This is a genomic window from Paenibacillus sp. FSL R5-0636 (assembly GCF_037974255.1).
GTDB lineage: Bacteria > Bacillota > Bacilli > Paenibacillales > Paenibacillaceae > Paenibacillus_AQ > Paenibacillus_AQ odorifer.
This window is the reverse complement of the sequence record NZ_CP150232.1, coordinates 3,752,996-3,778,889: the sequence shown is the minus strand read 5'-3', so window position 1 is coordinate 3,778,889 and position 25,894 is coordinate 3,752,996. Positions and strand designations below refer to the sequence as shown.

General features: G+C 42.6%; 29 protein-coding genes and 2 riboswitches. Of the genes, 27 read left to right on the top strand and 2 right to left on the bottom strand.

What is annotated here, in order from left to right; translation table 11 throughout:
* Positions 1-73: 73 nt before the first annotated feature.
* The 5 genes from MKX34_RS17085 (at position 74) to MKX34_RS17065 (ending at position 2,727) form a co-directional block, all read left to right on the top strand.
* Complete coding sequence (locus tag MKX34_RS17085; protein ID WP_143763728.1) at positions 74-394, top strand: hypothetical protein; 321 nt, start codon at positions 74-76, stop codon at positions 392-394.
* 66 nt (positions 395-460) lie between these two features.
* Positions 461-1,666 carry an SIR2 family protein gene (locus tag MKX34_RS17080; protein WP_081383895.1) on the top strand — a complete coding sequence of 402 codons (1,206 nt, stop codon included), beginning with the start codon at positions 461-463 and terminating at the stop codon, positions 1,664-1,666.
* A 243-nt stretch (positions 1,667-1,909) separates the two neighbouring features.
* Positions 1,910-2,107, top strand: coding sequence for a hypothetical protein (locus MKX34_RS17075; protein WP_076296588.1), 198 nt, complete (start codon positions 1,910-1,912; stop codon positions 2,105-2,107).
* A 67-nt stretch (positions 2,108-2,174) separates the two neighbouring features.
* Positions 2,175-2,387, top strand: coding sequence for a hypothetical protein (locus MKX34_RS17070; RefSeq protein WP_339202895.1), 213 nt, complete (start codon positions 2,175-2,177; stop codon positions 2,385-2,387).
* Positions 2,388-2,400: 13 nt separating this feature from the next.
* A complete protein-coding gene (locus tag MKX34_RS17065; RefSeq protein WP_076296590.1) occupies positions 2,401-2,727 on the top strand; it encodes a YolD-like family protein in 327 nt (108 codons plus the stop codon).
* Positions 2,728-2,745: 18 nt separating this feature from the next.
* Here the strand turns inward: MKX34_RS17065 and MKX34_RS17060 are convergent, their stop codons facing one another.
* Complete coding sequence (locus MKX34_RS17060) at positions 2,746-2,967, bottom strand: helix-turn-helix transcriptional regulator (RefSeq protein ID WP_076296591.1); 222 nt, start codon at positions 2,965-2,967, stop codon at positions 2,746-2,748.
* 134 nt (positions 2,968-3,101) lie between these two features.
* On the opposite strand from MKX34_RS17060, the gene MKX34_RS17055 reads away from it, so the two are divergent.
* From MKX34_RS17055 to murB, 10 genes are all read left to right on the top strand, one after another.
* Complete coding sequence (locus tag MKX34_RS17055) at positions 3,102-3,344, top strand: hypothetical protein (RefSeq protein WP_076143587.1); 243 nt, start codon at positions 3,102-3,104, stop codon at positions 3,342-3,344.
* 348 nt (positions 3,345-3,692) lie between these two features.
* The gene (locus MKX34_RS17050) at positions 3,693-5,009 is read left to right on the top strand and encodes a hemolysin family protein (protein ID WP_036687555.1); all 1,317 of its coding nucleotides are present in this window, start codon (positions 3,693-3,695) and stop codon (positions 5,007-5,009) included.
* 197 nt (positions 5,010-5,206) lie between these two features.
* On the top strand, positions 5,207-5,923 hold the full coding sequence (locus MKX34_RS17045; RefSeq protein ID WP_076099347.1) for a DsbA family protein: 717 nt from the start codon (positions 5,207-5,209) through the stop codon (positions 5,921-5,923).
* Positions 5,920-6,384, top strand: a complete 465-nt coding sequence (locus MKX34_RS17040; RefSeq protein ID WP_036687553.1) for a disulfide oxidoreductase — start codon at positions 5,920-5,922, stop codon at positions 6,382-6,384. The genes MKX34_RS17045 and MKX34_RS17040 overlap by 4 nt, the downstream gene beginning before the upstream one ends.
* Positions 6,385-6,578: 194 nt before the next feature.
* Positions 6,579-6,738: riboswitch (cyclic di-AMP (ydaO/yuaA leader) on the top strand.
* A gap of 124 nt (positions 6,739-6,862) precedes the next feature.
* The gene (locus MKX34_RS17035) at positions 6,863-8,680 is read left to right on the top strand and encodes an APC family permease (protein WP_036687552.1); all 1,818 of its coding nucleotides are present in this window, start codon (positions 6,863-6,865) and stop codon (positions 8,678-8,680) included.
* A 203-nt stretch (positions 8,681-8,883) separates the two neighbouring features.
* A complete protein-coding gene (locus MKX34_RS17030; protein WP_081383896.1) occupies positions 8,884-9,891 on the top strand; it encodes an iron-hydroxamate ABC transporter substrate-binding protein in 1,008 nt (335 codons plus the stop codon).
* A 220-nt stretch (positions 9,892-10,111) separates the two neighbouring features.
* The gene (locus MKX34_RS17025; RefSeq protein ID WP_076217749.1) at positions 10,112-11,167 is read left to right on the top strand and encodes an iron ABC transporter permease; all 1,056 of its coding nucleotides are present in this window, start codon (positions 10,112-10,114) and stop codon (positions 11,165-11,167) included.
* Complete coding sequence (locus MKX34_RS17020; protein ID WP_076296592.1) at positions 11,167-12,201, top strand: iron ABC transporter permease; 1,035 nt, start codon at positions 11,167-11,169, stop codon at positions 12,199-12,201. Before MKX34_RS17025 ends, MKX34_RS17020 begins: the two co-directional genes overlap by 1 nt.
* 55 nt (positions 12,202-12,256) lie before the next feature.
* Positions 12,257-13,057, top strand: a complete 801-nt coding sequence (locus MKX34_RS17015) for an ABC transporter ATP-binding protein (protein ID WP_036687549.1) — start codon at positions 12,257-12,259, stop codon at positions 13,055-13,057.
* 150 nt (positions 13,058-13,207) lie between these two features.
* Positions 13,208-14,119, top strand: coding sequence for a UDP-N-acetylmuramate dehydrogenase (gene murB / locus MKX34_RS17010; RefSeq protein ID WP_036687548.1), 912 nt, complete (start codon positions 13,208-13,210; stop codon positions 14,117-14,119).
* A 63-nt stretch (positions 14,120-14,182) separates the two neighbouring features.
* On the opposite strand, the gene MKX34_RS17005 is transcribed toward murB, so the two are convergent.
* Positions 14,183-14,518 carry a hypothetical protein gene (locus MKX34_RS17005; protein WP_036687547.1) on the bottom strand — a complete coding sequence of 112 codons (336 nt, stop codon included), beginning with the start codon at positions 14,516-14,518 and terminating at the stop codon, positions 14,183-14,185.
* A 319-nt stretch (positions 14,519-14,837) separates the two neighbouring features.
* Positions 14,838-14,881, top strand: a riboswitch (PreQ1 riboswitch).
* A gap of 163 nt (positions 14,882-15,044) precedes the next feature.
* Here MKX34_RS17005 and queF point away from each other — a divergent pair.
* The 12 genes from queF (at position 15,045) to MKX34_RS16945 (ending at position 25,827) form a co-directional block, all read left to right on the top strand.
* On the top strand, positions 15,045-15,518 hold the full coding sequence (queF, locus tag MKX34_RS17000) for a preQ(1) synthase (protein ID WP_038574518.1): 474 nt from the start codon (positions 15,045-15,047) through the stop codon (positions 15,516-15,518).
* A gap of 29 nt (positions 15,519-15,547) precedes the next feature.
* Positions 15,548-16,210 carry a 7-cyano-7-deazaguanine synthase QueC gene (gene queC / locus MKX34_RS16995; RefSeq protein ID WP_036687545.1) on the top strand — a complete coding sequence of 221 codons (663 nt, stop codon included), beginning with the start codon at positions 15,548-15,550 and terminating at the stop codon, positions 16,208-16,210.
* Positions 16,210-16,692 (top strand): 6-carboxytetrahydropterin synthase, encoded by a 483-nt coding sequence (locus MKX34_RS16990; protein ID WP_036687544.1) that lies wholly within the window; start codon positions 16,210-16,212, stop codon positions 16,690-16,692. The genes queC and MKX34_RS16990 overlap by 1 nt, the downstream gene beginning before the upstream one ends.
* Positions 16,685-17,407, top strand: a complete 723-nt coding sequence (queE, locus tag MKX34_RS16985; RefSeq protein WP_076296593.1) for a 7-carboxy-7-deazaguanine synthase QueE — start codon at positions 16,685-16,687, stop codon at positions 17,405-17,407. Before MKX34_RS16990 ends, queE begins: the two co-directional genes overlap by 8 nt.
* Before the next feature lie 135 nt (positions 17,408-17,542).
* Entirely contained in the window at positions 17,543-18,064 is a 522-nt protein-coding gene (locus MKX34_RS16980) for a cysteine hydrolase family protein (protein ID WP_036687540.1), read from the top strand.
* Positions 18,065-18,883 carry a VanW family protein gene (locus tag MKX34_RS16975; protein ID WP_076142194.1) on the top strand — a complete coding sequence of 273 codons (819 nt, stop codon included), beginning with the start codon at positions 18,065-18,067 and terminating at the stop codon, positions 18,881-18,883.
* Positions 18,884-18,964: 81 nt separating this feature from the next.
* Positions 18,965-20,101, top strand: coding sequence for a zinc-dependent alcohol dehydrogenase (locus MKX34_RS16970; protein WP_076296594.1), 1,137 nt, complete (start codon positions 18,965-18,967; stop codon positions 20,099-20,101).
* Positions 20,102-20,243: 142 nt separating this feature from the next.
* Entirely contained in the window at positions 20,244-21,158 is a 915-nt protein-coding gene (locus tag MKX34_RS16965; protein WP_179089292.1) for a DMT family transporter, read from the top strand.
* A gap of 32 nt (positions 21,159-21,190) precedes the next feature.
* Positions 21,191-22,036, top strand: a complete 846-nt coding sequence (locus tag MKX34_RS16960) for a class I SAM-dependent methyltransferase (RefSeq protein ID WP_076296595.1) — start codon at positions 21,191-21,193, stop codon at positions 22,034-22,036.
* Between the two features lie 225 nt (positions 22,037-22,261).
* Positions 22,262-23,761 (top strand): sugar ABC transporter ATP-binding protein, encoded by a 1,500-nt coding sequence (locus MKX34_RS16955; protein ID WP_076296596.1) that lies wholly within the window; start codon positions 22,262-22,264, stop codon positions 23,759-23,761.
* Positions 23,762-23,832: 71 nt separating this feature from the next.
* Positions 23,833-24,786: an ABC transporter permease gene (locus MKX34_RS16950; protein WP_036687770.1), complete on the top strand. Its 954-nt coding sequence runs from the start codon at positions 23,833-23,835 to the stop codon at positions 24,784-24,786.
* 60 nt (positions 24,787-24,846) lie between these two features.
* On the top strand, positions 24,847-25,827 hold the full coding sequence (locus MKX34_RS16945; RefSeq protein WP_076106765.1) for an ABC transporter substrate-binding protein: 981 nt from the start codon (positions 24,847-24,849) through the stop codon (positions 25,825-25,827).
* The last annotated feature ends 67 nt before the right edge of the window (positions 25,828-25,894 follow it).

The following is a 25,894-nucleotide window of genomic DNA, read 5'->3' as shown; positions in this document are numbered from 1 at the left end:
GAATCGGCGAAATAGCCCTGCAGGCTTCGGCTTGCAGGGCTATTTTATATCTGATGATAAGCAGGTGAATGGATTGGCTGACATTAATCAAATAGAGGACTTGCTAAAAGAATCTCAATCTTTACCTTTTTTATTCATTGGTTCAGGTATCTCTAGAAGGTATATATCGACAGAAAGTTGGCCTGGGATAATTGATCGATTCGCTCGGATCCTTGATCCAAGCGAATTTGCTTATCAGAAATATGAAAACAAAGCGAAACAAGTGCTTTTAGAGAAAAATATTCCACTAACAATGAATAATCTAATGACTAAAATGGCCGACTTCGTTGAGAATGATTTCAATGAGTTTTGGTTTGATGCGGAATCATACAAAGAGAGAAGAGAGAAGTTTTGAGAAGAAGTTCGAGGCGGAATAACTCCCTTTAAACTGGAATTAGCTGATTATTTCAAAACAATAGATATGGAGACGATTTCTGCAAATTATCAAGAGGAAATTTCTTTATTAAAAGAAGTTGGAATAAATTCTATAGCAGGAGTATTAACCACCAATTACGATTTGTTAATGGAACACATTTTTCCAGAGTATGAAGTATATATTGGACAAGAGCAATTAATATTCTCACCCACATATGGGGTAAATGAGATTTATAAAGTTCATGGTTGTTCTACGCAACCCAATTCAGTAGTTATTAACTCAAGAGATTATGAAAACTTCGAGAAGCGAAATGCCTACCTCGCTGCTAAACTAATGACTATTTTCGTAGAACATCCAATCATATTTTTGGGTTATTCTCTGGATGATGAAAATGTACAGGCTATTATTAAATCCATTGTTGATTGTCTGAGCGATGAAAATTTAAATAAACTGCGCGATAGACTTATTTTTGTAGAATGGAGAGCTGGACACGAGATAACAGATGTTTTCCCATACAGTCGATCCTTTACTAATGGGAAAACTATAAGCATGACCAAGATTGTAACGGATTCTTATGTTGATCTTTTAAAGGTGATTGCTAGTAACAAAGCTAAATATTCAACAAGTTTTTATAGAAAAGTAAGAAAAAATATCTATGAGTTGGCTTTATCAGAAGAAGGACATGAAAAAATACGTGTTTTAGCGTCAACCGATGATAGGTTATTGGAGGGGGACGTTGAAATTCTAATTGGTTTCGGACTTTTCGAACTCGGAAAGCGCGGCTATAAAAGTATCTCTGCAGAAGAAATATTTAGAGATGTTTTATTTGATGAAGGGAAATTCAATAAAGAACTTCTAATAAAAGAATCCTTACCAGAATTATTAAAGCGTACCAATGGTAGTTTACCTGTTTTTAAGTATATTAAAAAATATAGTGAAGATCTGCCCAAAGACTTTGAGCAGTTTAAAAATTACTCATTTCGAAAACTAGAAAACGAGACAATTCGAAGAAGCCGCCAAGCGATGCGACATACATCAATTGAAGCTATAGTTCAGAATAATCTAAAAAATATAAGCGCGCAATTAAGATATATACAAATGTTAACACCAGCACAAATTGATGTGGAACTTTTAGGTGACTATTGTAGGGAACGGCTTACCGAAGATCCGAATATTTTAAAAGATAACAAACTCAAATCAATCATGAAAAAGTTGATAAGAATGTATGACCTCTTAAAATTTAAAGAATAAAAAAGCGAACCCGGATATTCAGTAAGCAGATAGACTGCTGACCTCCGATCAGTTCGCTTGGTTTATATATACAATTTACCATCGAAAATCAACAAAATCAATGGTCTATTGTACTAATTTAAGCAAAAATCACCACCCTCATTTTGAAGGTGGTGATTTTTTTGCTGTAAGAATTCCCATTGATTAAGAAACCATATCCCGGTTATAATACAAACAAACGTTCTTATTTTTGGAGGCGATCACATGAAAATATCCATCGGCCAGACAGTAGAAATCGTATATGAGGATAAATCTGGCAAGATCACTCAGCGTAAAATCGAGGTTCTTGGAGTCCGTGATGGTCAGATTCGAGCCACCTGTCTTTCAACACGCGCCCCCAGAGTCTTTTTAGTCTCCAATATACTTGCTTGGCAACCTGTGAAGGAACAGCGTTATGCTTAGTGACACTGCGCGCAAACTGCTAATGATCATGCGGCATTCGTCAGTGCACCACGGCTATATGCCAACAATGGAACAACTAGAAAATAAGTGCGGTCGGACTTCGGACAAAATAAGGGCAGGGCTTCAAGAGTTAGCCGGTGAGTCATACATTCAGTGGGAAAGTGGAAAGCAACCAGAAACTGCCTTAGTATTGGAAGGATGGGAGCGCATAAAGGATCAGCCAGCAGCGATATCATGGGGGATAGATGGAAGTAATATAGATTATTGGATAGATTATTAGGAGGGTAGACATCATGGTGAAAAAACTAGAAAGCATTTGGGACTGTAGCAGAATGATGCTACCTGAGCACAAAATACGCATCATCAGTGATGAAAGAGCACAGAGCCTGCGCAGTAAGCCAGTACTCGATTCGCAAGAGTGGGAACTGATTGATCATTTGTTTACTTATTCCAAGAAATACAATGAGCAGATAACAATAACTCTGTTTGAGCCAGGGCAGGATATTAATGTAAGTGGTGTTGTGTTAGCTGTTGATCGACAACTGCGACAGATCAAGTTCAAAATGGAGAATGATTATAATTGGATTAAGATCGACAATGTAATTCGGGTCACTACATAATTAAACCCCCATCAGCAATTATGCTGACGGGGGTTCTTCGTCTTCTATGTATTCAATCAAATCTCCGGTACCCACATTTAAATACCTACAGAGTTTATCTAACGTTTCCATATCCACACGCTTAGATGTATTATGATATAACCCAGACACCGTATTAATAGCAAGCCCCGTTTCTCTCGCAACTCCTCGTATAGACTCTCCTTGCAAATCCATGATACTCCGAATATGATTCTTAATCATGGACACGCCTCCCTTTCCAAAAGTATACAGTAGCAAAATAAATGTATCAACTAGCTCATGCGTGTATCAACATCCTGATACATCATGCATATATAATATATTGTATCAGGAAGCTAATACAGGGAGCGATTCATATGTTATCAGTACATTTACGATTGGCAGAGATCTTTCATATTAATCTGAATGGACCTCTCACACTGGAAGAAGCCAAGGAGCTGCAGTACTGCTTACGGGAGAACGCTAGGTATTGTTGGGACTGTCTGATGATCGATAATCAATCCAGACTAGCGAGTGCTACGAATGATCATGAGTGGCAATTGGATCTTCAACGTAAGCTGGAGGTGCTCCGGTTGACGGGACGGGTTCCAAAGAATTAACATATATATAGAAGAAACACGTTTATAACAAAAAATCACTCGATAAAATCACGGGAAAATCACATAATCTCTTTACGTTAGTTTGTACCTGTTTCTACTATTGAGAGGTATGTGTCCATGAGCAGTAAAAATAGATCATATTTTTACACTGGTTTTGACCTGTTTTTATGGGCTATGTAATAATATAATAAAGTATATATTCAAAAACGTGATTCTAGACTGGAGATGAAACCATTGGGAAATTGATACTGAAAGGAACAAACGGCGAGCATTTTGCCAATACTCTGAAAAAACGAAGGAGGTGGGCCTATCCATCCATGTACGGAAAATGGTGGATAGGAGTATAAATTGAGCGACCCTTTACCCGGTATATTACATGTTGGTCTTATTATTTTGTTGGTATTGTTAAATGGATTTTTTGTTTCAGTCGAATATGCAATGGTGAAAGTGCGAAGTGGTAGAATTGATACCCTGATTGAAGAAGGTAGTAAAAAAGCTTTTAATGCAAAAAGCATTGTCAGCAACCTGGATGGCTATCTCTCAGCCTGTCAGCTCGGCATTACATTGGCTTCTCTTGCATTAGGGTGGCTGGGTCAACCAGCTATAGCTAATCTTATAGGGCCTTTATTAGGAAGCATAGGTTTAGGAGAAACTGCTGTTAATGTTGTATCTTTGGTTATTGCTCTTATGTTCATTACTATCTTGCATATCGTATTAGGTGAGCTTGCACCTAAGACCATTGCTGTTAACAAGGCTGAATCTGTCCTTTTACTAACAGCAGGACCGATGAATGTATTTTACAAAATCATGTATCCAGTGATATGGATCGTTAATGGGCTGGCGCGTGGTTTACTGCAAATTTTCCGATTAGCCCCGGCTTCAGAGCTGGGAACGGCGCATACGGAAGAAGAAATTCGTATTATCATGCAGGAAAGTAACAAAAGCGGCTTTATCGATAATACTGAAATGGCTTTGGTTGACAATATTTTTGAATTTGTGGATACCATGGCTCGGGAGATCATGATTCCGCGGACAGAGATGATCTGTCTGAATAATCATGTTTCTGCTGAGGAGAACCTTGAGATTGCCTATGATGGCATGAGGACACGTTATCCCGTCTGTGATGGTGATAAGGATCATATTTTAGGCTTCATCCATATAAAGGACTTAATTAAGGATCGCCCGCAAAGTTATCAGAAATTAATTCGTCCAATATTAACCGTGCCGGAATCCATTCAGATTAGCGCTTTGCTGAAAGTTATGCAGCGTGCGAAGACACAAATCGCCATATTGATCGATGAATATGGTGGAACTTCAGGAATGGTGACATTGGAAGATATCATGGAGGAAATTGTTGGAGAAATTCAGGATGAATTTGATGAGGAACGTCCCGGTGTTGAGAAGCTTGGCGAGGATGAACACTCCATTGACGGTTTGATGCTTATTGAAGAGATTAATGATCTTTTGGGTCTTCATATGGAGACTGAGGATTACGATACGATAGGCGGCTGGCTGTATTCTAAATTGGAGGTTAATCCACCTCAAAAAGGGCAATCCGTAGAATTTGATGATCATCTATTTATTGTAGAAGAGACTGAGAATAAGCGAATTTCTCGAATTAAGCTATTGCGGTTACAGTTATTGAATGAAGAAGCTGGAGCTTGATGGAATTATATATTTTTAAAATAAGAGCAGCGTTTCTCCTTTTGGAGTCACGCTGTTTTTTTTGACTATACTGTTTGCCAAAAAGAGATTAATAATTATATAATTTTAAATGTATATGATAAAAACTACATTAGTCCCTAGAGGACAGAAAGGAATTCTCCTTGAGTAAACCTAAAAAAAGTCCAAATGTTCCCCAGTTGAGCAAACAAGAGAAACGACGGGTAGAACAGGAGCAACAGAAGCAGAAAACGAGAATTTTAGTTATTAGTTCAATAGCTGTAGTAGTTATCATTTTTGTTGGATTGTTTATGTTAGCTTCGAAAGATGCAGCAAAGAATGTCTCTACAGGAGAACCGGTAGAATTCAATTACAGTGAGCTACCTAGGATTGGTAATGAGGATGCACCTGTTAAGCTTGTTGAATTTGGCGATTTCAAATGTCCAGCTTGTTCCCAGTTTGCTGGCTCCATGAAACCGAAAATTGTTCAAGATTTTGTCAACGAGGGAAAAGCAGCTCTTTACTTTGTAAATATGGCTTTCGTTGGTCCTGACTCTGAGACAGCTTCACTAGCTGCATTGTCTGTATACCATCAGAATAAGGATGAATTCTGGAAGTTCTATGATGCTGTATATGCGCAGCAAGGGGATGAGAGCGACGAATGGGCCACTGAGGATTTCTTGATAAGCCTTGCTGAAAAAGAGAAATTAGCGATCGATTACGATCTGTTGCGTAAAGACATCCAAGAGAAAACTTATGCAGATGAGCTGAAGAAAGACATTCAGTTGGCAACTGACGCAGGCGTGACAACTACGCCTTCGCTCTACATTAATGGGGTGAAAACGGCTGAACCTTTCGATATTGAAGCGATTACATCTGAAATTAACGCCGCCGCAAAAGCAGTGGAGGCAAAGTGACAAAATTCCTATCTTTTTGCAAGCGTAACTGCCTCTATCTGGCCTGGTTTGTCTCTTTGGTTGCTGTAGCTGGTAGCTTGTATTTAAGTGAAGTCTTGAAATATGAACCTTGTAAGCTTTGCTGGTTTCAGCGGATTTTTATGTATCCGCAGTTATTTTTGTTGGGAATTGCCACTTTCCGTGGAGATAAGCGCATCATTCCTTATGTGCTTCCATTAAGTTTGATTGGTGGCAGTATCTCAATCTATCATTATGCGGAACAGAAGATTCCAGCGTTAAGTAAAGTTCTACCTTGTACAATTGGTGTTCCTTGTAATAAAGATTACTTGAACTACTTCGGATTTATTACGATTCCTTTGTTAGCTTTAATCGCTTTTGCTCTAATTAGTCTCCTTCTTTGGTATGGACGTAAGGAAGAAGAAATGATTGAAGTAGATGCAGAGGAGAGCTTAGGATTTTAGTTTTCGCTTTGGAAGTTACAAAAAAGCTGAAAAGGTATTAAAATCACGGGCTAGAGGGATAATTGAAGATAATGAAAGAGAGCATCCAATAAGACGCTATATTTGAGCTTATTGGATGTTTTTTCATTCTTTTTTCATTTTTTTCAACGCTTTACTGTAGGCACTTTGTAGACTAATATTAGACCTTGTGAGAAGTTGAATATGCGCTGAATTTTCTTAGGAAAAACGGGGGAACCAAACTTGGCATTCATGCCAATGGGGTGAATCGGAACCGGGTCGAACAGACCTGTACCGTAGGGCTATAACCACAGCCCGAATCCGCCAGCTAACCTCGTAAGCAAGGTGGGAAAATGACCATGCATAAGCATGCGGATCATTTCCGTATGCTTATTTTTGTGTCTGCATTTATGAAATCCACCAATGAAAACAGCGCACGGAAATTCCGTTTCAGCTCCCAAAGAAAGGAACTGTATCCACCATGGTAAGCAAGGTAAAACGACTATTGATCGGACGTCCGATGAAGTCGAATGAACTCGATCATGAAAAGTTATCCAAGGTTAAAGCACTGGCTGTCCTGTCTTCTGATGCGCTCTCGTCTGTAGCCTACGGAACGGAACAAATTCTGATTGTACTGGTGGCTGCCGGGTTTACTGCCATCTGGTATTCCCTGCCAATTGCATTAGCCGTATTGGGCCTGCTGGCCATCTTGATTTTATCCTATCGGCAGACGATTTTTGCTTATCCGCAAGGAGGCGGAGCTTATATCGTAGCCAAGAGCAATCTTGGTATTCCGACAGGGCTGCTCGCTGGGGGTTCATTATTGGTGGATTACATTCTTACCGTAGCGGTTAGTGCCTCGGCAGGGACGGATGCGATCACATCGGCTTTTCCAAGTCTTCATAATCATACTGTTCTCATCGCTGTATCTGTTATCGTTCTATTAACAATCATTAATCTTCGCGGAGTGACTGAATCGGCTTCGTTCATCGCAATTCCAGTGTATTTGTTTGTGGTTTCGATTGTTGTTCTGATTATCTCCGGTATCGTTAAATATGCAATGGGTGGCGCGCATGCGAATGTTCCTGAAATAGGCAGCGCCGTATCTAATGTAAGTTTGTTTCTACTATTAAAAGCGTTTAGCTCTGGTTGTTCAGCCCTAACGGGGGTTGAGGCCGTATCTAATGCGATCCCAAACTTTAAAGCACCGGCTGAGAAAAATGCAGCCAAGACGCTAATGATCATGGGACTTATCCTTGGCTTTATGTTTACCGGAATCACTGTGCTGGCGTATTGGTATGGTATTGTGCCAGATGAAAAGGCTACGGTTGTCTCTCAGATCGCTGAATCGACCTTTGGCCGTGGCGGATTGTACTTTTTCATTCAAGGGATTACAGCAGTGATTTTGTTCTTGGCAGCTAATACAGCATATTCAGCGTTTCCGCTGCTTGCCTTTATGTTTGCAAAAGATAAATATCTGCCACACGCATTTATGGTCCGTGGTGACCGCCTGGGCTTCTCAAACGGGATTATTTTTCTAGGAGTTATGTCTATCATACTTGTGGCTGCATTCCATGGGAATACGGAAGGTTTGATTCCACTTTATGCGGTAGGCGTGTTCATTCCTTTTACCTTATCCCAACTGGGGATGATGGTGCATTGGATCAAAACAAGACCTGCTGGATGGGTGAAAAGATTTGTTGTAAATACCATCGGTATGCTGACTACATTGACGATTACGCTTATATTTATCATTACTAAATTCTCGAGCGTATGGATGGCATTCATTTTCTTACCTGCTGTAATGTTCGTGTTCCACCGTATTCATAAGCACTATTTGAACACTGCGGATCAACTGCGTATATGTCCGGCTACTGATAAACCTATAATTAAAGGAAGTACTGTAGTTGTTCCTGTTGCAGGGGTTACACGTGCCGTATTACATTCCATCAGCTATGCGAAGTCTCTAACAGATAATGTTGTTGCTGTGTATGTAGGCTTTGATGAAGAAGACATTCATAAGATGGAGCAACGGTGGGAGGAATGGAATCCAGGCGTACGCCTGATTGTACTTCGTTCCAGATATCGTAGTATCATTCGTCCGTTAGTGAAGTTTATCGATACGGTTGAGTGGAAGACAGCTGCGACGGATCACATCACGATTCTGATTCCACAGTTTATTACCAAACATTGGTGGCAAGCCGTGCTTCATAATCAGACCAGCTTTTTAATCCGCTCGTATCTAATGAATCAAAAGGACGTTGTAGTAGCGACTGTCCCTTATCATTTAAATAAATAAGTAGAAGATTAAAGATGAGGTTATATCCGGAATGTTCGGAATATAACCTCTTTTGTATTTTATATGAAGGAAATTGTTGCAAATCCACAGAATTTGAAATTTATATGTTGACACAGAGAATGAGAATCAATATCATTTAAAGGTGAAGCAGAGGTAAAGATCACCTTTGAATATCAAAGCAGTTACATATAGGAGGGTTTTTAATGTTTTGGCTTAACAGAAAAAGATCAGGAAGCATGAAAGTGACAATGAGCGGACTAATAGTGATGACGCTATTACTTTCCGCTTGTGGTAATAATAATGCTGAAAGTTCATCAAATGCAGGAACAGCGCCTACAACAGCTCCTACAGCAGAATCTACAGAGGCACCTGCTGCTCCTAAGACATTAACAGATTCAATGGGCCATGAAGTAACGATTCCGGCTAATCCACAGCGCGTCCTGGGTTCATATTTGGAAGACTCATTGGTAACTCTGGGTGTGACTCCAGTAGCTCAATGGTCAGTTACAAATGGCGTTCAGGATTATCTGGCCACTGAATTGAAGGATGTTCCTACAATTAGTTACGATCTTCCGTTAGAGGCTGTAACCAGCTTTGCTCCGGATCTTATTATCATCCCATCGGAGTCTTCTGTTCAGAACGGGATTTACGATCAGTTGAATAAGATTGCACCCACTTATGTAATTGGGGATGAACTAAATCAAGATTGGCGCAAATCTTTGCTCAAGATTGGTGAGATTTTGAACAAAACCCCTGAAGCAGAAAAAGCCATTAAAGATTATGATGTTAAAGCAGCGGCTGCGAAAGAACAGCTTGCAGGAGCTATTGGACAAGAGTCCGCGGCTATTCTATGGTTGGTGCAAAAAAACTTCTATATTGTAGACGAAACCCGCAGCAGTGGTGCTGTATTATATACAGACCTTGGCGTAAAGCTTCCTAACTTAGTAACAGAGATCCCAGTAGGAACAAGAGCAACTTGGAATCCGATCTCGCTAGAGAAGCTTTCTGAGCTGACTGCAGATCATATTTTCCTTGTAAATAGTGATAAGACTGAGGGTTCGGAGATCTTAGATAGTGCAATTTGGAAGGGCATCCCAGCTGTGAAAGCTGGAAATGTGCATGAAATGAGCTCAACAAGCAGCTGGCTTTACAGTGGTGCGAACGCTGGCAGCAAAATCATTGACGATGTGCTAAAAAGTCTTGTGAAATAAAAGTCGTAATTCACCATGAATGAGACTGATCATTTCGGTGGGGAAGGGCGTGCAGATCAAGTATCTCGGGATACAAAGATCTGCACCATTTTTTTATAAACCAATCCCATAGTACGGAAAAATCGTTCCTGCAATTGTACAACATAAATATTTTTGCGATAATGAGAATGATTGTTGTTATCATATAAACCATTGTAACTATTGAATAAGGAGACAACCCATGGTTTCACCCTCAGATTTCGCAAATCGTATTAAAAATGAACCCAAAAAAGCTTTACATACCCGACCGGCAGCTGCCATTGGTATTCTTATTTTTGGACTTGCTGCTATTGCCTTCGGATTGGCACTTTCGGTTTCAGTGGGTGCGGCAGATATCAAGTTAGCTACAGTATGGGAAGCTATATTTCATTTCAATCCAGATTTACAAAAACATCAGGTGATCAGAGAACTGCGATTTCCACGTGCTATTGCTGGCGCCTTAGTCGGTGCTTGCTTCGCAGTAGCAGGGGCTATCATGCAGGGGATGACAAGAAACCCGCTTGCGGATTCAGGGCTGTTAGGCTTGAATGCAGGAGCAGGAGTAGCGCTGGCAATAGTATTTGCTTTTGCACCCTCACTCTCATTCACTTCACTAATGTTGTATTGCTTTATCGGTGCCGCTGTGGCCTCTTTTATCGTATTCGGAATCGGTTCGCTTTCTTTTAATGGCCTGACCCCCTTGCGATTGACACTAGCAGGTTCGGCAGTTAGTGCTTTATTGGTTGCTATTAGTCAGGGAGTAGCTATTCTTTTCAACTTATCTCAGGATATAGCCTTCTGGTTAGCCGGTGGGATGGGGGGAGCTAGCTGGACTCAGATCAAGATTATATTCCCTTGGGTGGCCGTGGCCTTAATTGCAGCGATGATGTTATCACGATCCGTTACATTGCTCAGCTTAGGAAGAGAAGTTGCGGTTGGTCTGGGGCAGCGGACAAGGTTAGTTCAGTTGGCATGTATGATTGTTGTGGTTATCTTAGCTGGAAGTGCGGTTTCAACGGTTGGCCCGATTGCTTTTATAGGACTAATTATTCCACATGTTACACGTTATTTCGTTGGAGTGGACTACCGCTGGATTATACCTTGCTCGGCTGTTCTGGGGAGCTTATTGATTATCTTTGCAGATATTGCCGCAAGAATGATAAATGCACCGTATGAGACACCGCTAGGAGCCTTAATTGCCATCATCGGCGTACCTTTCTTTATTTATTTAGCGAGTAAGCGGAAGGGGGAGCTGTAATGCCCAAAATAACCCTTACTCCAGATGAAAAAGAACGCCGTACACGCGCCCTAACGGTGTTATCGCTCCTTGCTATACTGATCGTCGTGGTGTTTATAGTCAGTATGAATACAGGGTTTATGCGTCTATCCCCACTGGAGGTATTACATACACTGCTGGGTGATGGAACACATCAGCAAAAGCTTATTTTATTTGATTTCAGATTACCCCGCATCGTAATTTCATTGTTAGTTGGAGCGGGCTTTGCAGTATCAGGCTGTATTCTACAAAGTCTCGCACGTAATGCACTCGCCGAACCGGCTACGCTGGGCATAAGTGCTGGTGCAGGTTTTGCTGTAATCATTTTTATCTCGTTCTTTCCGGCTACAACAGCAGCTCCGGTATTTGTCTTGCCTCTCCTAGCGCTTGGTGGGGCTGGCCTGACCGCAGCTTTAATCTATATTCTTGCCTACCGGAAGGCAGATGGTCTGTCTCCTACAAGGCTGATCCTTATCGGGATTGCGGTCGCTGCAGGAATCAATGCTTGCCAGCTTGTATTGGCACTTACGCTTGATCCTAATAATTATCAATTTGTAGCTACTTGGATCGCCGGGAAAATATGGGGTGGGGATTGGAGATTCGTCCTTGCTTTGCTGCCTTGGATCGCGATTCTGTTACCGTTCGCCTTCTATAAAGCCCGGGTTCTAAATGTATTGAATCTAGGGGACCATACTTCATTAGGTCTAGGAATGCGTGTGGAGAAGGAACGTATTCTCCTTCTGGTAACAGCCGTAGCGCTTGCCGGCTCCTGCGTCGCAGTAAGCGGAGGTATTGGCTTCGTCGGCCTGATAGCACCACACCTGGCTCGCAGGCTCGTGGGACCCCGTCATCAGGTGTTATTGCCTGCTAGTGCTTTGACAGGGGCGCTTCTTATGATTACCGCTGATACCATCGGCAGATGGGTGTTGCAACCTGCGGAAGTTCCGACTGGCATTGTGGTTGCGATTATTGGCGCACCTTACTTTTTATATTTACTCGCCAAGTCTAAAGCGTAAATTAGTTCATACTTAGGAGCATAGCTCCATAAAACTTTTAAGGGAGTTGTAGATCATGTCAGAACGTTTGAATACAGAAGAATTAAGTATTGGGTATGCAGAGGCTACTATAGTTAAAGGATTGAACTTGTCTATCCCTACGGGAAAAATCACCGCACTAGTGGGCGCTAACGGCTCCGGTAAATCTACAATCCTCAAAACGATGGCCCGGATTATGAAGCCGAAGAGTGGCACCGTAATGCTGGACGGCAAATCGATCCATAACTTTTCAACTAAAGAGGTTGCTAGGCAGCTAGCGATTCTACCGCAGAACCCAACGGCTCCTGACGGTCTGACGGTATCTGAGCTGGTCAGCTACGGTCGTTTCCCTCATCAGAAGGGATTTGGCACGATGACCGCTGAGGATCGCAACATCATCTCCAACGCCATCTCTGTTACGGGCATGGAATCTTTTCATGATCGCCCTATTGACCGTCTCTCAGGTGGACAACGTCAACGCGCATGGATCGCTATGGCGTTAGCTCAAGAAACAGATATTTTATTCCTTGACGAGCCTACAACCTTCCTAGATATGGCGCATCAGCTCGAAGTTCTTCAGCTATTGCAAAAGCTGAATGAGGAAGAAGGTCGTACCATCATCATGGTCGTGCATGATTTGAATCATGCTACTCGTTATGCGCAGCATATGGTAGCGATTAAGTCCGGTACTGTGGTTAGCGAAGGCTCACCTACTGAGGTTATGACACCAGATGTATTGCGGGAAGTGTTTGGAATTGAAGCGGATATCGTTCCGGATCCACGTACGGGTGTGCCACTGTGTCTTCCTTACGAGCTTGCTGCCTATAAAGCTGTGTAATTATCATCTAAAATCATACAACGAACAGGCTCCCGTCATTGACAAGGGAGCCTGTTCGTTGTTACAGTTGTGGTTGCCTACAATTTCATAATAACTCTTTAAAATAGATCAAGGACCATCATTTATACATGGTTAAAGGAGCATGAAAACATGAATATTGACAAAATTCAAGATGACCTAGAGCAGCTAATGACTGCAGGAAAAGTGAAAAGTCATGAGAATTTAAAAGATCACGTGTACACTAAAATGGGCGGCAAAGCTGATATTTTGGCTGCACCAGCTACTTATGATGAAATTCAAAAGATCGTTACATATGCAGAACAAAATGGGATAACCCTTACGGTACTTGGGAATGGCTCCAATGTGATTATCCGTGATGGAGGTGTACGTGGGATCGTTCTGCAAACGGCAGGACTGACCGAAATGGGGATTCGCGACAATCTCTTATATGCGCAATGTGGTGCCAAAATAATTGATGTTTCCAGATATGCACTTGATAAGGAGCTTACGGGTCTTGAGTTCGCCTGTGGCATTCCAGGAACAGTTGGTGGAGCGCTCTATATGAACGCAGGTGCTTATGGCGGTGAGATCAAAGATGTCCTGCATAGTGCACTAGCTATAAATAAGAACGGGCAATTGGTAACTCTGCAAGGTGATGAGCTGCAATGGGGTTACAGAAAAAGCGTGTTCGCAAGCGGTGAGTACATTGTACTTGAGGCCAAATTTGCTATGACTTCCGGTGATGTTTTAACGATCAAGGCAAAAATGGATGAACTAACTTATTTACGTGAATCGAAGCAACCGCTTGAGTATCCATCCTGTGGGAGTGTATTTAAGCGGCCTCCAGGCCGTTTTGCAGGTCAGTTAATTCAAGAGAGCGGCTTACAGGGTACAAGAATCGGCGGTGCTGAGGTATCCAAGAAGCATGCGGGATTTATTGTGAATGCAGATAATGCAACAGCCAGTGATTACATCGGGCTAATCCACCATGTAAGAGCGACTGTGAAGGATAAATTCGGTGTAGAGCTGGAAACTGAAGTGGAGATCATTGGAGAAGAATAAATGATAAGCAAAAAGAGCCCGCAATCGCTGTGGGCTCTTTTTGCTTATCATAATCATGTTCGTTTAATCTACTGAAAGGGTGTAATTAGCTCTGTCCGTAGTTATTTCTGCCTTGCGGTCGGCTAAGTCTACGATTTGAAGACCTTCAACAGCTAAATCATAAGTGGATTGTGGCAGGGATACCAGTTCACCATCGGCGTTAAGTGTGCTGCCGAAACCTCTTAATATCAGTGCACTTCCAAGATATTCATCAATAACATCGTCTGCACTCCGGAAATCTACGGACTCTAAATTGAAATGAACTTTATCCAAATCACGAAGTTCTTTCTTTTCAATAGCGATTGTTTCATTCAAATGATTGTTAAGCCAATCCATAAGCTGCTGTATACTTTGTTCCATAAAATGCTCCCACCCTTAGCTCGAAGATTATTATGAATAAGTTACCCTTTTCTTAGGATTTGAATCCTTTTTTTTGCCGCATCTTAATTAACCATATGAATAATTCATGTCATTAAAAAGAAATCCACAATCAAATTGGCATTGGTTTTGAGCTTCCTAATCTCTACATACGCAGGTCTATCCACGTTAATCTGGAGTGATTTGCTGATCTGTATAAGGTAACAGTAAAGAGTAGAACTTGTCAGGAGCGGGCTACCCATGGTATAGTTCAAGACGCAATATGCTTTATGCTTTAAGAAGAAGTCTGCACTAAAGTTGTGCAGGAGAGGTTCGCGAACTCCCTCTATAAAAAACTAAGAATATATTAAACAGTACAAGCGGTTGCTGTCCTTTATCCGGACGTTGCTTCCGTTTCTTCTTAGTGGAGCCAAGTTTTCGAAATCTCGTTCTTCTTTCCATTACCGGCCAAGGCCGAAGGAAAAGAGAGGGGTTTTTTGTCGTGTCAGAAGGAAGATTGAAAGAGGAAATGCAAGAAGTTACTTTGCTTGGTAATCAGGGAACACAGTACAAGTTTGGTTATGATCCAGACATTCTGGAGGTGTTTGATAACAAACATCCCGGACGTGATTATTTTGTTAAATTCAACTGCCCTGAGTTCACTAGCTTGTGTCCTGTAACGGGTCAGCCGGATTTTGCCACGCTGTATATTTCGTATATTCCTGAACAAAAAATGGTGGAATCCAAATCATTAAAGCTGTATCTGTTTAGCTTCCGCAACCATGGTGACTTTCATGAGGACTGTGTCAACATTATTATGAATGAACTGATCTCACTGATGGATCCGCGTTACATTGAGGTATGGGGCAAGTTCACTCCGCGCGGAGGCATTTCAATTGATCCTTATTGCAACTATGGAAGACCGGGTACGAAGTATGAGGCGATGGCGGAACACCGCTTAATCAATCACGACCTCTATCCAGAAAAAGTGGACAACCGCTAAATTCCAACTTGTGATAAGGAGAGATTCATATGAACAAAAAAGCACTCGTCGTATTCAGCGGCGGACAAGATAGCACCACTTGCCTGGTTTGGGCATTGCAGCAGTATGAGGAAGTGCAGGTAGTTACCTTCAACTATAATCAACGTCATGCGGCTGAAATCGAAGTTGCAACAGAGATAGCAGCTAAGTTTAATGTAAAACAGCATATTCTTGATCTGGGGCTGCTTAATCAGCTGGCACCCAATGCACTTACCCGTCAGGATATAGATATCGTGGCTGGGGAAGGGGATGAGCTTCCAAGTACTTTCGTCGATGGACGGAATTTGTTGTTTTTATCTTTTGCCGCTATATTAGCTAAACAACTGGGGTACTCCCATATCGTCACTGGGGTTTGCCAAACGGACTTTAGCGGTTATCCGGACTGCCGTGATGTTTTTGTGAAATCATTGAATGTTACGCTGAACTTATCTATGGACTATGAGTTTGCGATCCACACTCCCCTAATGTGGCTGGATAAAAAAGAAACGTGGAAAATGGCCGATCAACTGGGGTATTTTGATTATGTTCGCGAACACACACTGACCTGTTACAACGGTATTATTGGCAGTGGCTGCGGTACTTGTCCAGCCTGTCTATTGCGTCAGCGTGGTCTTGAGCAATATGAGGCAGAGAGAATGGAGGCCGGCTCTTAATGCTTAACGAGGTTTCAGTCTGCAAAATATTTACGTTCGATGCGGCACACCAGTTAGTGGGACACAAAGGGAAATGCAGCAATCTGCACGGACATACTTATAAGCTCGAAGTAGTGCTTAAGGGCAAACCTATGGCCGCGGAAGGCCACTCGGATGAAGGCTTCGTCATTGATTTTAGCGATATCAAAATGACAGTACAACAAAGCCTAGTAGATCGTTTAGATCACGCTTTTCTTGCTATGGGAAATGAACCTGTGTTAGAGACGTTAACGAATACGGGCTCCAAAGTAGCCTTATTGTCTTTCCGTACCACAGTGGAGAATATGTCTTCATATATTGCCTACAAGCTTAAGCAAGCAGGGTTGCCTTTATACTCGGTAAAGCTATGGGAGACTCCAACCTCTTGGGCAGAGGTGCTGGCTGAAGATGTTCCGGATGAAGGGCCATCCTACCGTTTGTATGGAGGCTGTGACTGTGAGTAAGATTCCTGTAATTGAAATATTCGGTCCTACTATTCAAGGCGAAGGTGCGGTAATTGGAGTGAAGACGATGTTTGTCCGCACCTATGGCTGCGATTATCGCTGCGGCTGGTGTGACTCCGCTTTTACTTGGGATGGTACGGCTAAGAATAAGGTTCGCATGATGGAAGCAGAAGAAATCATAAATGAATTATTGGCGTTAGCTGGCGATAATTTCGACTGTGTTACGATTTCAGGCGGTAATCCTGCCTTGATTGGTGAAGGAATGGGTACCTTCATCAGTCTGCTTCATGAGCGTGGAATAAAAGCAGCGATAGAAACTCAGGGGAGTAAATGGCAGGATTGGTTCAATGACGTGGATGTGCTGACAATCAGCCCTAAACCCCCAAGCTCAGGAATGACAACGAATTGGGAAATGTTAGATAACATCATGAGTAAGATGGAGAAACTGGGTCGTTCTACGCATAGCTTGAAGGTCGTAGTGTTTGATGATAATGATTTTGATTATGCGAAAAACGTTCACCAGCGATATCCGAATGTGCAGCTCTTTCTGCAGCCTGGTAATGATGATGTCACGGAAGAGGGCAACATTTCTGCTCGACTTCTGGGAAGGCTGGAGTGGTTGTTTAATAAAGTAATCGTGGATTCGGATATGAACAAGGTTCGTGTACTTCCACAGCTGCATGCATTGATCTGGCATAATAAGCGTGGCAAATAAAAGATTGATGAAATCGTCCGGGTATCTGCTTACAGATGCTCGGTTTTTATTTTTAACATTTGTAACTTCTAGTAGGTAGATAGTCTGTCCCAGTTTCTGGTATGATTTTGAAAAAAGCTCTTGGAGGTTATTCATTTGGAACAATCAACAGCATTATTAATTATCGATGTTCAAGAAGCCATGTTCTCCTATGAACTAAAGCTGTACGATGAAGAGGGTGTGATGGACAGGATTGTCTCCCTTCAGCAAAAAGCTCGATTAGCAGGTACTCCTATTGTGTATATTCAACATACCGAAGATGAGGAGTACACAAAAGGTACACCCACTTGGCAGATCAGTCACCGCATCACACCGCAGGAAGGCGAAGTTATCGTTGAGAAGCCTACTTGGGATGCTTTTCACCGAACGGAATTGCAAGATGAACTCCAAAAGCTCGGGATCACGAATCTGGTGATCTGTGGGATGCAAAGTGAATTCTGTCTGGATACGACAATAAGACGCGCATACAGCATGGGATATAAAAGTGTACTGGTTTCAGATGCTCATAGCACCTTTGATAATGGGGTTCTGAGTAGTAGGGAGATCGTTAAGCATCATAATGCGATAATTGGAGGTAGATTCGCCCAGTTACGAGCTGAAAGCGAGGTTCAGTTCTAGATGAATACACCCCAGGCTGCCATGAAGCCTATTCAGCGTTCTCGCCTTAGATTGTTTGCTGGCAAACGATATTTTATTTGGAAAAGATATTTGAAATGGTACACTGGACGAAGCAAAATAGCGAAGCAGCGTACGGATGAAACATTATCTTATGCAGCTATGACTCATGCTACCCCGTTATTAAGAAGTCTTCGGAATGTAGATATGCTGCTTCAATACAATAAAATTACTAACTTACGGCTGGCAATTGCGAAGCTGGATGGACTTGTTGTGCAGCCGGGGGAGACTTTTTCCTACTGGAGAAGTATTGGTAAGCCCACTAAACGAAAAGGGTATCTGGAGGGTATGGTGCTGCATTATGGTGGTTTTCATTCCGGGGTTGGAGGAGGCTTATGCCAGTTGTCTAATCTGATCTATTGGATGGCACTGCACACACCACTTACCGTTATGGAACGGCATCGTCACAGCTATGATGTATTTCCAGATGAACAACGTACACAACCTTTTGGAAGCGGGGCGACCTGTTCTTATAACTATTTGGATCTTCAATTGAAAAATAACACCGCTCAAACGTATCAACTAAAGCTCTGGCTGGACGATAGCCATTTACACGGGGAATGGAGATGCAATGAGCAGGCGCTTTATGATTATGAAGTATACGAAAGTGATCATAGGATTAGTCTAGAGCCTTGGGGCGGATATATACGCAGTAATAAGATCAGTCGAAAAGTATATACCCGATCTGGAGATCTAATTGGAGATGAAGCTGTAACTGATAATTACGCACTGATGATGTATTCTCCGCTTCTTCATGGATAAGAGGTTAGGGCTTAGGGATATAACATAGAAAGGCATGAAAATTATATCTCTAGACCATCTTCAAAGGAGCGGATTAACAGCATGAAAGCACTAACCTACCAAGGGAAGAAAAAAGTGGAAGTTAAAGAAGTAGCTGATCCGAAGCTTGAGAAAAAAGATGACATTCTTGTTCGGATTACCACTACGGCGATTTGTGGCTCGGATCTGCACATTTATAACGGAGAAATTCCAGGTATGCATGATGATTATGTTATTGGTCATGAGCCGATGGGGATTGTTGAGGAAGTGGGATCTGACGTAACTAGAGTCAAAAAAGGTGACCGAGTCATCATCCCCTTTAATGTCGCCTGTGGGCAGTGTTTTTTCTGCCAGCATGAGATGGAGAGCCAATGCGACAATGCTAATGACGCCAAGGACACAGGCGGTTATCTTGGTTATTCCGATACTTATGGCAGTTTTGCTGGCGGACAAGCTGAATTGCTGCGGGTACCTTATGGTAATTTTGGGCCTTTTGTAGTTCCGGAGGATGCAGAAATGGAAGATGAGAAAATTCTTTTCTTATCTGATATTGTGCCTACTGCTTGGTGGGGAGTAGAAAGCGGGGGAGTGAAGCCGGGAGATACGGTCATTGTTCTCGGCTGCGGGCCCGTGGGACTGCTAACTCAAAAGTTTGCCTGGATCAAAGGAGCCTCTAGAGTCATTGCTGTTGACCATATCGGCTACCGATTGCAACATGCGAAGCTGACCAATAATGTTGAAGTTTATAACTTCGAAGAGATCAAGGACATTGGTGCTCATTTGAAGGAGATCACTCATGGGGGCGCAGATGTGGTTATTGACTGTGTGGGTCTAGATGCCAAAATATCTGCCTTGGAGAAAGTGGAAACGGTTCTGAAGCTGCAAGGGGGCTCGCTCAGTGCATTCAGAATGGCCGCGGATATCGTACGTAAATTCGGAACCATCCAGCTTGTAGGGATCTATGGACTTAATTACAATATGTTCCCGCTGGGTCAGCTATTTGAACGAAACATCACATTAAAGATGGGACAAGCGCCGGTGATTCACTATATGCCGTTGCTGTATAAGATGATTAAAGAAAATAAATTTGATACTACAGATATCATTACGCATCGCCTGCCAATTAGTAAAGCGGAGCATGGCTATGACGTTTTTAGTGAGAAAAAAGAAGATTGCATCAAGGTTGTTCTGAAGCCGTAGCCTTTTAAGAAGCATGAGCTTTCGTCAGAAATGACATTGCTTGTGCTTTTTTTAGTGAAATCTTATGAAAAAAGATGCATTTTTTCACGGTCTGCGTTAAATTAACATAAGTGACTTAAGATATTGAAAGGACGCGTAACATGTGAAACTTAAAAAACCGCCACTTCCGATTCCACTATTAATGTTGATAGGGATTGTGGCCATCTCTTTTTCCGCCATTTTTATTAAATGGTCTGATGCACCTGCATCTATACAAGGCATGTACAGATTATTATTTACCTCACTGCTGATGCTGCCTTTTGCAAGACCCTATAGTGGAGCTGCTTTTGCTCTTCGTAAAAAAGACTGGCTAATGCTCATCCTTTCAGGCGCAATGCTTGCGCTGCATTTTTTGCTATGGATGGGATCATTAAAGTATACTTCGGTAGCTAGTTCAACAATGATCATGGCGCTGGAGCCTGTATTTATTATGCTGGGTGTTTATTTTTTGTATAAGGAAAAGACAGCTCTGTCTGCTATTCTAGGGCTTGGCATTGCAATTGGCGGTGTCGTGTTTATCGGCTGGGGTGATATTGGAATCTCTGCAGATAATCTTAAAGGTGATCTATTATCGGTCGGAGGCACTGTCGCGGTAGCTGTACATATGCTGATCGGTCAAAAGCTAGTGGTGCGCATGCCCTCTTATTTATATAGCTTGATTGTCTTCTTGTCAGCCGCTGGCGTGTTCGCCGTATACAATCTGTTCATGGAGATTTCCTTTTTTAATTATCCGGCCAAGGAATGGGGAATCTTTGTATTGTTAGCAGTGGTGCCAACGGTGTTTGGCCATATTTTGTTTAATTGGTTACTACAATATGTATCTGCGACTACGGTTTCAATGAACATTTTAGGAGAACCAGTGGGTGCCAGTATCTTAGCGTATTTACTCTTGGGTGAACAGCTAACAACCTTACAATGGGCAGGTGGGCTGCTCGTTATGATTGGACTCGCAGTATATTTGTACGCAGGAAGAAGGAAAACTATCCGGATGGCTGATGCCATTCAGAATGCTTCATAACAGATATTTTACACATAAAGGGGTAGCAATGGATGGAAGAGCAGAATCAATATTCAAATAATCAGGCAGAAAAAAACGCTGTGCCAACAAGCGAAGAGCTATGGAACGAAGATACTTATACCGCTTGGGTAACTCGGTTTGGTATACCGTCAGAAGCAGCTGCAAAATTAATAAAGGAACCAAGTGCAAAGCTTTACCCGCTCCTTTCTTTTTTTGGAGAGGTGAAGGGGAAGAAAATGATGAATTTAATGGGCTCAAACGGAATGAAGGCCGTGGCACTCTCATTACTAGGTGCGGAAGTAACGGTTGCTGACTTCTCGGAAGCCAATGCGCGATATGCGGCTGATCTTGCCCAAGAAGCAGGGGTACCACTAACCTATATCGTCTCAGATATTCTTAAGCTGCCAGAAGACGTCCTTGATGGTTCATATGACATCGTCTTCGCGGAGTTAGGAATTGTTCATTACTTTACCAACCTTACACTATTCATGGAAACAGCTCGCCGATTGCTTTCTCCTGGAGGCGTATTTGTACTCCGCGATTTTCATCCGGTAACGACCAAGCTTATTTCCTCGAAGGGATCTACTGCGAAGGTACGCAAACACAAAGTAAACGGAGATTATTTTGACTCATCATTGGAAGAGAAAAAGGTATCCTATTCCAAGTATTTGCCTTCCACAGGTAAACCAGCAGGTGAACAAGAGCATAGTGTTGTGTATTGGCGCCGCTGGACACTCGGAGAAATTGTAACCGCAGCAGCTAATAGCGGACTAGTGATCCGCCAATTAGTAGAAGAACCTAATCTATCTTCCGACGTGTATGATAAGGGAATTCCTAAGACCTTCACATTGGTGGCTGGAAATGGCGCAAGCCTGTAGGAGGGTTCGCAGACATGTGATTTTTAGGGTATAACATTTGTGCTGAACTGAGGTGCTCTCGGTTCAGCTTTTTTTGTGCGTAAAACATAAAATTTTAAACTTTTTTACGGAGATTATTCCATTACAATGGCAACTTATAGGGAATACAATGATTTTACATTCCGGATTGAAAGCGATTACTTTAAGGGTTAATGCATTCTCAAAGAATTTGAGGTGGATATCAAAATGAACGAAGTGTTGCTTCGTATGGAGGGAATCAACAAGTTTTTCCCAGGTGTTCATGCTTTGAATGAATGTCAATTTGAGCTGAAGCGTGGGGAAGTTCATGCGTTAGTAGGAGAAAATGGCGCTGGCAAGTCTACCCTTATGAAGATTGCGACAGGTGTCTATTCCAAGGATGCTGGTCAAATGTGGTACAAGGGAAATGAAGTGCAGATTGTTAATACCCGTGATGCACAGGAGCTTGGAATTAGTATCATCCATCAGGAATTGAATTTAATGCCTCATCTTACGGTCGCCCAGAACATTTACATTGGACGAGAGCCGCGAAAAGCTCTGAAATGGTTCGTTGATGATTTAGAGATAAACCGAAAAGTTCAGGTACTGTTTGATCAAATGAATCTGAAGCTGGATCCCCGAGTTTTGGTATCAGACCTGACCGTTGCTAATCAGCAAATGGTTGAAATCGCTAAAGCCTTGTCTTTCCAAGCCGAGGTATTGATCATGGATGAACCAACCGCCGCGTTAACAGATACAGAAATTAACGAGTTATTTCGAATGATTGAGCAGCTACGAGATAAAGGTGTGGGAATTATTTATATCTCTCACCGCATGGATGAATTGAAGCGAATTACAGACCGCATTACAGTTATGCGCGATGGTTGTTATGTAGATACCGTTCGTACCGATTCAATAACGATTGATCAGATCATCAGCATGATGGTTGGACGTGAATTATATCAAACGTCGAAACCAACGATTGCGAAACAGACTCAGCAAGTTGTCTTAGAAGTCCGGAATCTTTCTAGAGGGCATGCGTTCAAGGATATTAGCTTTCATCTGTATAAAGGTGAGATTTTGGGCTTCGCTGGTTTAATGGGAGCTGGACGTACCGAGGTTGTTCGTGCCGTATTTGGTGCCGATCTCATCGATGAGGGTGAAATTATGCTCCATGGAAAATCGGTTCGTATACGTCAGCCACATCAAGCGGTACAGCATGGTATTGGGTATTTGTCCGAAGACCGTAAACGTTTCGGACTGCTTGTGGATATGGATATCAGCATGAATAATGCGATTGCCTCCTTTTATAAATTCCGTAATTCATTTGGCTGGATGAAGGAGCGGGAGATGCGAAGCTCAGCGGAGCAGCATGTTGAAGCGCTAGCCACCAAAACTCCAAGTGTAGGTCAAAAGGTTAAGTTTCTGTCCGGGGGTAATCAGCAGAAAGTGGTCATCGGCAAGTGGTTGACTAGAGACTGTGATGTACTCATCTTCGATGAGCCCACAAGAGGTATTGATGTAGGCGCGAAAAGTGAAATTTATAAGCTGCTGGATCAGCTTGCGAGTCAAGGGAAGGCGATCATTATCATTTCTTCAGATCTTCCTGAGATTCTAAGAATGAGCCATCGGATTATCATTATGTGTGAAGGGCGTATAACAGGAGAACTCCCCGCAGAAGAAGCATCGCAGGAGGCGATTATGAAATATGCGACGAAACGTTCATAACTGTTCAAGAGTTAACCGGAGGTGTCAGGACTATGAAGATCGCGGATAAAGAGATTAGTCAGCCAGCGGGTATGAAGCAAACGGGAGGGCAATCCGGATTCAAACAAAAATTATTGGCATTTGCAAGTCTGATCATATTGGTCATCGTATTCTCTTTATCCTCCAGTAACTTTTTTCAATTCTCAAATCTTGTCGGAATTCTAGTTTCTACAGCTGTAATCGGAGTATTAGCGCTTGGAGCTACCTTTGTTATTATAACGGGTGGCATCGACCTCGCTCTGGGTACTGTAATGACATTCTCATCTGTTATGGTTGGAGTCATTATTACCTTCTGGGGTCTGCCCGTCCCGTTAGGCATTGTAGGTGGGATTCTGGCTGGAGCACTGTGCGGCTTCATCAGCGGTTTGATGGTGGCGAAGATGAACATCCCACCCTTCATCGCCACTCTGGCGATTATGATGGTCACCAAAGGCTTGTCGCTTGTCATCACAGGAGCCAAACCCATTTATTTCAACGATGATCCGATCTTTGCCAAGATCGCCATGGGTAAAATGATCCCCGGTATACCCAACACCATCGTTATCTTCTTATTACTCGGTATGATCGCAAGCATAATCTTGTCTAAGACGATTATTGGGCGTTACAACTTCGCACTTGGCAGTAATGAAGAAGCTACTCGCTTATCAGGTGTGAACACAGTCAAATGGAAGATTATTATCTATTCCATTACAGGGATCTTTAGCGGAATCGCAGGTATCCTGATGGCATCACGTTTGAATTCAGCACAGCCATCACTGGGCACCGGTTATGAACTAGAGGCTATTGCGGCAGTGGTCATTGGCGGGACTTCCTTAAGTGGAGGTGTAGGTTCTATTCTAGGCACGATTATTGGCGCACTGATTATGAGTGTGTTGACGAATGGCTTGCAGATTATGTCTGTTGCTCAGGAATGGCGGACGGTCATTGTCGGTGTTGTAATCATCATTGCGGTTTACGCTGATATTCTACGCCGCCGTAAGCAATAAACTTGGTATGATCTCCATCCGGAGTGATATACAAAGCAAATGACGAGGGGGAAGATTCAAATGAAACTGCGTCGTAGAGGGTTTATCATGCTTGCCTGTCTGTTATTAGTTACTACATTGCTGAGTGCATGTAACAACAATGATAGTAACAAGAGTGCATCCGGTTCAGACAAACCATACATTCCAGTCATATCAAAAGGGTTCCAGCATCAATTCTGGCAAGCGGTAAAGCAAGGAGCGGAGAAAGCTGCTAAGGAGTTTGATGTTGAGATTACCTTCGAAGGTCCAGAAAATGAGAGTCAGGTGGATAAACAAATTGAGATGCTGCAAACAGCTCTCGACAAGAAGCCAGCAGCAATTGCGCTAGCCGCACTAGACAGCAAGTCTGCGATTCCTTATCTAGAAAAGGCAAAGGAAAATAAGATTCCGGTCATCGGCTTCGACTCTGGTGTAGACAGTGATATCCCTGTAGCAACAGCAGCGACTAACAATAAAGCAGCAGCTGCTTTGGCCGCAGATAAAATGGCTGAACTGATTGGCAAGAAAGGTAAAGTGGGCCTTGTCATACATGACCAAACGAGCAGCACAGGGCAACAGCGTCGCGATGGCTTCTTGGAACAAATGAAAGCAAAATATCCGGATATTCAAGTGTTAGAGCCGCAATATGGGGGTGGAGATCAGTTAAAGTCCACAGACCTTGCGAAAGCGATGATGCAGGCAAATCCGGATCTGAAAGGAATCTATGGCTCTAACGAAGGTTCTGCTGTAGGTGTGGCTAATGCAGTAAATGAATTGCAAATGAATGGTAAGATCGTAGTCGTCGGCTTTGACTCTGGCAAGCAGTTGATGGATGCTATCCGCAGTGGTGTTGTGGCTGGCGCTGTTACACAAGACCCCATTGGTATTGGCTATCAAGCTGTGAAGGCAGCTGTGCAAGCGATTAAAGGGGAAGCGGTTGAAAAGAACATCGACACGGGGTTCCACTGGTATGATAAAAACAATATGGATTCCGATGAGATCAAACCTCTACTATACGAATAGAGTTTAATAATAGAGGTTGCCTCACGCAGGCGGCCTCTATTATGCTTATGCTGATAAGTTTAAAGTT

Bases quoted from the DNA above. Each gene is read 5' to 3' on its own strand.
- MKX34_RS16945 (WP_076106765.1), top strand. From the start codon at position 24,847: ATGAAACTGCGTCGTAGAGGGTTTATCATGCTTGCCTGTCTGTTATTA.
- MKX34_RS17005 (WP_036687547.1), bottom strand. From the start codon at position 14,518: ATGGAACAAAGTATACAGCAGCTTATGGATTGGCTTAACAATCATTTG.
- MKX34_RS17065 (WP_076296590.1), top strand. From the start codon at position 2,401: ATGGTGAAAAAACTAGAAAGCATTTGGGACTGTAGCAGAATGATGCTA.
- MKX34_RS17075 (WP_076296588.1), top strand. From the start codon at position 1,910: ATGAAAATATCCATCGGCCAGACAGTAGAAATCGTATATGAGGATAAA.
- MKX34_RS17060 (WP_076296591.1), bottom strand. From the start codon at position 2,967: ATGATTAAGAATCATATTCGGAGTATCATGGATTTGCAAGGAGAGTCT.
- MKX34_RS17025 (WP_076217749.1), top strand. From the start codon at position 10,112: ATGGTTTCACCCTCAGATTTCGCAAATCGTATTAAAAATGAACCCAAA.
- MKX34_RS17015 (WP_036687549.1), top strand. From the start codon at position 12,257: ATGTCAGAACGTTTGAATACAGAAGAATTAAGTATTGGGTATGCAGAG.
- MKX34_RS16990 (WP_036687544.1), top strand. From the start codon at position 16,210: ATGCTTAACGAGGTTTCAGTCTGCAAAATATTTACGTTCGATGCGGCA.
- MKX34_RS17070 (WP_339202895.1), top strand. From the start codon at position 2,175: ATGGAACAACTAGAAAATAAGTGCGGTCGGACTTCGGACAAAATAAGG.
- MKX34_RS16950 (WP_036687770.1), top strand. From the start codon at position 23,833: ATGAAGCAAACGGGAGGGCAATCCGGATTCAAACAAAAATTATTGGCA.
- MKX34_RS17030 (WP_081383896.1), top strand. From the start codon at position 8,884: ATGTTTTGGCTTAACAGAAAAAGATCAGGAAGCATGAAAGTGACAATG.
- MKX34_RS16955 (WP_076296596.1), top strand. From the start codon at position 22,262: ATGAACGAAGTGTTGCTTCGTATGGAGGGAATCAACAAGTTTTTCCCA.
- MKX34_RS17055 (WP_076143587.1), top strand. From the start codon at position 3,102: ATGTTATCAGTACATTTACGATTGGCAGAGATCTTTCATATTAATCTG.
- MKX34_RS17035 (WP_036687552.1), top strand. From the start codon at position 6,863: ATGGTAAGCAAGGTAAAACGACTATTGATCGGACGTCCGATGAAGTCG.
- MKX34_RS16960 (WP_076296595.1), top strand. From the start codon at position 21,191: ATGGAAGAGCAGAATCAATATTCAAATAATCAGGCAGAAAAAAACGCT.
- queF (WP_038574518.1), top strand. From the start codon at position 15,045: ATGCAAGAAGTTACTTTGCTTGGTAATCAGGGAACACAGTACAAGTTT.
- MKX34_RS17080 (WP_081383895.1), top strand. From the start codon at position 461: ATGGAGACGATTTCTGCAAATTATCAAGAGGAAATTTCTTTATTAAAA.
- MKX34_RS17020 (WP_076296592.1), top strand. From the start codon at position 11,167: ATGCCCAAAATAACCCTTACTCCAGATGAAAAAGAACGCCGTACACGC.
- MKX34_RS16970 (WP_076296594.1), top strand. From the start codon at position 18,965: ATGAAAGCACTAACCTACCAAGGGAAGAAAAAAGTGGAAGTTAAAGAA.
- queC (WP_036687545.1), top strand. From the start codon at position 15,548: ATGAACAAAAAAGCACTCGTCGTATTCAGCGGCGGACAAGATAGCACC.
- MKX34_RS16975 (WP_076142194.1), top strand. From the start codon at position 18,065: ATGAATACACCCCAGGCTGCCATGAAGCCTATTCAGCGTTCTCGCCTT.
- murB (WP_036687548.1), top strand. From the start codon at position 13,208: ATGAATATTGACAAAATTCAAGATGACCTAGAGCAGCTAATGACTGCA.